The organism is Aquidulcibacter sp., assembly GCF_049239865.1.
GTDB lineage: Bacteria > Pseudomonadota > Alphaproteobacteria > Caulobacterales > Aquidulcibacteraceae > Aquidulcibacter.
On record NZ_JBMLTR010000223.1, the window covers coordinates 1 to 6686 of the forward strand.

Here is a 6686-nt window from a genome sequence, read left to right on the forward strand (position 1 = left end):
GATTATCGCTGGATCACTGAACGATTACTGGACGTCTCGCAGGGAAAACTTGTATCGACTCTTGAGGGCGGCTACCACTTGCAGGCTTTAGCGGCATGTGTTTTGGCGCATGTACAGACATTACAAAACTACAAACCACGCTCTGGGGGCGAAATAGCGGGTGTTTGAAACCAAATTGGATGATCTAGGATCACAGGCAGACTCCCGTGTTGCGCCACGGCCAGCACCGCCTGTTGCGTCAAGCGATACGCCAATGATCGTGATTGCGCGTCACGGCAGACCGGCCTTGAATCGGCATATCTGGATTAATGCAACTCAATATCTGGATTGGTGGGCCCAGTATGATGCGGGTGGCCTCGCCGCAGATCAAGTGGTGCCTAATGGGCTGATCCAAGCCTTGCAGGCCTGCAAAACCATTGTCTCATCCAGTTTGCGCCGCGCGCTTGAAACTGCAGCGATGGCGGCACCCGGTCGCGAACTCATTGTCGATCCGCAGTTCGTCGAAGCCCCTTTGCCACCGCCTGCCTTGCCAGATTTCATCCTGTTCAGACCGCGCTTTTGGGGCGTGATTTCACGTATCACATGGTTCTTTGGGAATCATCGTGGTCAAGAGAGCCGAGAAGAAGCTGAAATACGGGCGAAAAAGGCCGCGGAGTGGCTGATCGAGGAGGCGCAAAAGTCTGGAAGTGTCGGGCTTTTGGCGCATGGTTGGTTCAATCGCATGATGCGGCCGCATTTGTTGGCGAACGGCTGGGTCTGCGTCTATGACGGGCGGGACTCGCACTGGTCGCACCGGGTCTATCGGCCTAAGCCGCATTAAATCTGATTGCCTCGTTGCCCATGGGCGTTGCACAGTCTAGGAAGAAATCGATAGAGGGATGTCGTAATGTCGGTTGAACCAGAAACCATGCAGGCCGCAATCGCAGAGTTGAGTTTCGAGGCTGCCCTAGAAGAACTGGAGGCCTTGGTCGCCAAGTTGGAATCTGGTCAGGCCAGCTTGGAAGACTCCATCAGCCTCTATGAGCGTGGTGCCCTTCTGAAAGCACATTGCGAAGATCGCCTCAAACGCGCCCAAATGCGTGTCGATCAAATTGTTGAGAGCCCACAAGGTGTTAGCCTTGAAGCTGCGCGCATTGGATAAGGTCTAAGGGCATGGACCTAGCGGTCGATCTCGAAAAACGACTCGAAGAAACAGCTGACCGGATCACGGTTGCTCTCGACACGTTGATTCCCCGTGTGCAGGGCCCTGAAGCCCGATTGATGAGTGCGATGCGCTATGCCGCTCTGGGTGGCGGCAAGCGCTTGCGCCCGTTTCTGGTACTCGAAACCGGCCGCCTATTTGGCGTGGATGAGCGGTGCTTGTTACGCGTTGCAGCAGCGCTGGAATGCATCCACACCTATTCGCTGATCCATGACGATTTGCCGTGCATGGACGACGACGACTTACGCCGTGGCAGACCAACTGTTCATATCGCTTATGATGAAGCGACGGCTGTTTTGGCCGGCGATGCGCTCTTGACCATTGCGTTTGAGATTCTGGCCGATCCCCAAACCCATACAGACCCGAATATCCGCATTGCCTTGGTTGGACGTTTGGCCGAGGCGTCTGGCGCGCGCGGCATGGTCGGCGGGCAGATGATGGATATGATTGCTGAGGAATTGGGCGATGATATTGCCGCTGTCACCCGGATGCAGCGCCTCAAAACCGGTATGTTGATCACTTATGCGGTTGAAGTGGGGGCTTTGATGGGTCGCGCCAGCGATGAAGCCAGACACGCTTTGTCGGCCTATGCGCACGATTTAGGGCTGGCGTTCCAAATCACAGATGACATTTTGGACGCTGAAGGCAGCACCGAAGAAGTCGGCAAAGCGGTAGGCAAAGATGCAGGCAGAGGAAAAGCCACATTTGTGAGCCTTTTAGGCCTTGATGGCGCCAAACAGCGGGTTACGTTACTGGCAGACCAAGCGCGTGCGCATCTATCCATGTTTGGCGCGCGGGCCCATTATCTGAACGAAATCATCGACACGATTACGCAACGTCGTGCATAAGCCCGCTAACACAGACTAGAATAGAGCAAAGCCGCTCTGTTTGACTCAATAAGAATAGAAACAGATGCCGCCTTTTACGCCTGCACTCGATAAGATTAAGTCTCCCAAAGACCTCAAGGGTCTCAATATTGGCGAATTGCGCGAAGTTGCCGATGATTTGCGCAATGAGACAATTGATGCGGTTTCGGTAACGGGCGGTCACCTCGGTGCGGGTCTTGGCGTTGTTGAACTCACCGTCGCTTTGCATCATGTCTTAGACACGCCCAAGGATATTCTCATCTGGGACGTTGGCCATCAGGCCTATCCGCATAAGATTTTGACAGGTCGGCGCGACCGTATTCGCACCCTGCGCCAAGGTGGCGGCCTTTCTGGCTTCACCAAGCGGACTGAGAGCGAATATGACCCGTTTGGGGCAGCCCATGCTGCAACCTCCATCTCGGCGGCTCTAGGATTCTGTGCGAGCCGGGATTTGCAGGGTGGCGACAATGTTGTGGTCGCCGTGATTGGCGACGGATCTATCACGGCCGGCATGGCCTATGAGGCCATGAACAAAGCCGCCGAGACCAGTAAGCGCTTAATCGTCATCCTGAACGATAATGATATGTCGATTGCGCCCCCAGTTGGCGGCATGAGCCATTATCTGGCGCGCCTTGTCTCTGGCACCGGTTATCGCACCTTGCGCAAAGTCGGCAAGCAAGCGGCGTCGGTCTTCCCAAAGCCTTTGCAAGAAGCCGCCCGTAAGGCTGAAGAATTTGCCCGTGGGATGGCAACGGGCGGCACTTTCTTCGAAGAGCTTGGCTTCTATTACGTCGGCCCAATCGATGGCCACGATCTTGAAGCCTTGGTGCATGTGCTAGAAAACGCCAAGAAGATCGAAGACCGCCCCGTGCTCGTCCATGTCGTAACGCAAAAAGGCAAAGGCTATTTGCCAGCTGAAGCGGCCGACGACAAATATCACGGCGTCGTCAAATTCAATGTCGTCACGGGCGAACAGGCCAAAGCAAAACCCAACGCGCCAAGCTATACGCGCGTGTTTGCCGATGCTTTGGTGAAACTGGCCGAAGCAGATGACAAGATTGTCGCCATCACCGCCGCCATGCCTTCTGGCACGGGTCTGGATGTATTTGGCAAAGCGTTTCCAGGCCGGACCTATGATGTCGGCATTGCCGAGCAACATGCGGTGACGTTTGCGGCGGGCCTCGCTGCCGATGGCATGAAGCCCTTTGCCGCGATCTATTCCACCTTCCTTCAGCGCGGTTATGACCAAGTTGTCCATGATGTGGCGATCCAGTCCTTGCCGGTACGCTTTGCGATGGACCGCGCAGGCCTTGTCGGCGCGGATGGTCAGACCCATGCCGGTACTTTTGATATCGGCTTTATGGGGGCTTTGCCCGGCATGGTCCTAATGGCTGCTGCCGATGAGGCCGAGCTGGCCTTGATGACGGCAACCGCTGCCGCAATCGACGATCGACCCAGTGCTTTCCGTTATCCACGCGGTGAGGGCGTTGGCGTTGAAATCCCGCAGATCCTGACGGCGCTAGAGATCGGTAAAGGCCGTATCGTGCGCGAGGGCGGTAAAGTCGCCATCCTGTCCTTTGGCACCCGCTTGACCGAAAGCCTGATGGCTGCAGACCAGCTTGCCGCCATGGGCCTGCCAACGACCGTTGCCGATGCGCGCTTTGCCAAGCCGTTGGACCATGATTTGATCCGCCAATTGGCGCGCCATCATGAGGTGTTGATCACGATTGAAGAGGGCTCAGTTGGGGGCTTTGGGGCCTTTGTGCTGCATTTCCTCGCCGCGGACGGTCTGTTAGATCGTGGCCTGAAAGTACGCACCCTGACTTTGCCGGACGTGTTCCAAGAGCATGACAAGCCAGAGCTGCAATATCGCCTGGCCGGCCTCGATGCTGAAGGGATCGTGCAGACGGTGCTGCAGACTTTGGGCCGTGACGCCAAAGTCAGCGATGGCGGCTTGCGGGCTTAACGCCCGCTCGATGTTGTAGCCTAGACCTTGATGAAGATGTTCTTCCGGTAAAGCAGCCACATCAAGAATAGCCACAAGCCAATGAAGCAAATGGCAAAGAGAAGCGAAGCGTTCATTGGGCTGGCCAAGGGCGCAAAAACGCCTTCATAAATTGTGACTTTAAGCGAGATGAGCTTACCGTCGGGGCCAGTGCTGCCCGGTACCATATTGAGGACACGCCCTAACATGCCAGAGCCGACGAACAGCGCCAGCGCATTGACGCCAAAGATCACAAACGGTTTGGTCCACCAATTGCTGCCCTTGATGTCGATCAGCCAATAGCACACGCCCAAAACGCACATCGCCATGCCGGACATGAAGAGGGCATAAGAAGAGGTCCAAATCCCCTTATTGATGGGGAAAACACCGCCCCACATCCAGCCCAGCGTCAACAGCACAAAGCCCCATACCAACATTTCTGCCACTTTGGCATCGTTGGATTTTGGCGACTGGATCAATTGCCCGGTCAACACCCCAAACAAGCACGTCGCAATCGAGGGCAGGGTGGAGAGCAGGCCCTCTGGATCACAATAAGGGGAGCCCTTCCACATATGTGGCCCCAAAATCATACGATCAATCAAGCCAGAGAAATTGCCTTCCGGGCTAAGGTCGCCCCGCCCACCCCACATCATCAGCCCCCAATAGCCGAACAAGAGCGCAAAGGCAGCGATCAGGAGCCCCCGTGGGCGGAGCCATAAAAAGAGGACAGAGGCAAAGAAGAAGCAGAGTGCCAAGCGTTGCAACACGCCCATGATCCGCATATCGCCCAAATGGATCCAATCCCCCTTCATCCAATTATAAAACGGGAAGAGCGCCAGAAAGAGTCCCAATCCGAATAGCGCTGCGGTGCGGCGTGCCAGTTGCAAGTAAAGGTCAAAGCCCGCTTGGCCCGCGGCACGGCGACGTTCGAGCGCAATCGGGATGGCAATGCCCATAATGAAGATGAAAAATGGGAAGATGGTGTCAGTAAAGGTCCAGCCGTGCCACGCTGCATGTTCCAAAGGTGGATAGATCGCGCTCCACGTCCCCGGATTATTGACCAGTACCATCGCGCCAATTGTGGCCCCGCGAAAAACATCCAGTGAAATGAGGCGGTTGGCTGGTAAAGACATTGGCAACAAGTCTCAAAAAGTCAGGTTAAGCGACGCCGAAGGGTCACGGGCAGGCGGCCTTGGTTGCATAGAATGCATGGCACAAAAAGGTGGCACAGGATGCTTTCACCTGTCGATGGGGTCACGTTTCCGCGATGCAGTTTGAAGTGCCTGCAAATTATAGCTGACGTTTGCGTTAAGGTCATGCGGATCATGGCGAATTCTGCTTGATCCCACGGCGCTTCGCACTATGATCACACCTAAGTGGCAGCATCCGGCGAGAAGGATGCGCTAAACGGGAGCGTCCAATGAACCTTGCTTATACCGATGAAGATATTGCCTTTCGCAACGAAATTCGCACCTTCATCGAAGAAAACTACCCAGCGCGTCTGCGGGCCTTTGCCGACCGTGACGACATGGGCAAAGAAGACTTCTTAGAATGGCACCGGATTTTGGGCGCGCGCGGCTGGTCTGCGCCAGCTTGGCCAACCCAATATGGCGGCCCAGGTTGGGGCCCAACCCAGCGCTATATCTTTGGCGAAGAATTGGCCCGTGCCCAAACCATCCCCATTTTGCCCTTCGGCATCAACATGGTCGCACCCGTGATTTACACCTTCGGCACGCAAGAGCAAAAAGACCGCTTCTTGCCGCCCATCCTGAAGGGTGAGGAATGGTGGTGCCAAGGCTATTCAGAGCCAGGCTCTGGTTCGGATTTGGCAAGCCTCAAGACCAAGGCAGAGCGCGATGGCGACTTCTACATCGTCAATGGCCAAAAGACGTGGACCACTTTGGCCCAGCATGCCGATTGGGGCTTCTTTTTGGTGCGCACCAAGCAAGACGGCAAGCCACAAGAGGGCATTTCCTTCTTGCTGATCGACATGAAGACCCCCGGCATCACGGTCCGCCCTATCATCACGATTGATGGCGGCCATGAAGTCAATGAAGTCTGGCTGGAAAACGTCCGCGTGCCTGTCGCCAATCTGGTTGGCCAAGAAAACATGGGCTGGACCTGCGCGAAATTCCTGCTGGCGCATGAGCGTTCTGGCATTGCTGGCGTCGCGCGATCGAAAGTCGGCGTCAAGCGCTTGAAGGAATTGGCCCGTGCGGAGACTATGGACGGCGCAAGCCTGATCGAGGATCCAGAATTCTCGCGCAAGATCGCTGAGCTCGAAATTGATCTCACCACGTTGGAAATCACCGAACTGCGCACCTTGGCCCGCGAACAAGCTGGCAAAGGTCCCGGCCCTGAATCCTCAATCCTAAAGATCAAGGGCACCGAAATCCAACAGCGCTTGACCGAACTCGCCATGGAAGCGGTTGGCAATTACGCCGCCCCTTACGTGCGTGGCTTCCGCGACGAAAGCGACAATATGGGCGTTGGCCCAGATTATGCCCACTGGACCTCGCCGAACTATTTCAACATGCGCAAAACCTCCATCTATGGCGGGTCAAACGAAATCCAGCGCAACATCATCGCCAAGATGGTCTTGGGGCTGTAATCTCTTCCCGACTTTATCGGACAA

At 55.7% G+C, this 6686-nt stretch carries 6 protein-coding genes; 5 read left to right on the forward strand and 1 reads right to left on the reverse strand.

Annotation, left to right across the window (positions count from 1 at the left end):
- Positions 1-160 precede the first annotated feature (160 nt).
- From ACOVRA_RS16645 to dxs, 4 genes are all read left to right on the forward strand, one after another.
- Positions 161-820, forward strand: coding sequence for a histidine phosphatase family protein (locus ACOVRA_RS16645; RefSeq protein WP_421721266.1), 660 nt, complete (start codon positions 161-163; stop codon positions 818-820).
- A gap of 66 nt (positions 821-886) precedes the next feature.
- Positions 887-1141, forward strand: a complete 255-nt coding sequence (locus tag ACOVRA_RS16650) for an exodeoxyribonuclease VII small subunit (protein WP_421721267.1) — start codon at positions 887-889, stop codon at positions 1139-1141.
- A gap of 11 nt (positions 1142-1152) precedes the next feature.
- Positions 1153-2049: a polyprenyl synthetase family protein gene (locus tag ACOVRA_RS16655; protein ID WP_421721268.1), complete on the forward strand. Its 897-nt coding sequence runs from the start codon at positions 1153-1155 to the stop codon at positions 2047-2049.
- A 64-nt stretch (positions 2050-2113) separates the two neighbouring features.
- Positions 2114-4033: a 1-deoxy-D-xylulose-5-phosphate synthase gene (gene dxs / locus ACOVRA_RS16660; protein WP_421721269.1), complete on the forward strand. Its 1920-nt coding sequence runs from the start codon at positions 2114-2116 to the stop codon at positions 4031-4033.
- Positions 4034-4053: 20 nt separating this feature from the next.
- On the opposite strand, the gene ACOVRA_RS16665 is transcribed toward dxs, so the two are convergent.
- Positions 4054-5184: an acyltransferase family protein gene (locus ACOVRA_RS16665; RefSeq protein WP_421721270.1), complete on the reverse strand. Its 1131-nt coding sequence runs from the start codon at positions 5182-5184 to the stop codon at positions 4054-4056.
- A gap of 287 nt (positions 5185-5471) precedes the next feature.
- On the opposite strand from ACOVRA_RS16665, the gene ACOVRA_RS16670 reads away from it, so the two are divergent.
- On the forward strand, positions 5472-6662 hold the full coding sequence (locus ACOVRA_RS16670) for an acyl-CoA dehydrogenase family protein (protein WP_421721271.1): 1191 nt from the start codon (positions 5472-5474) through the stop codon (positions 6660-6662).
- Positions 6663-6686 lie beyond the last annotated feature (24 nt).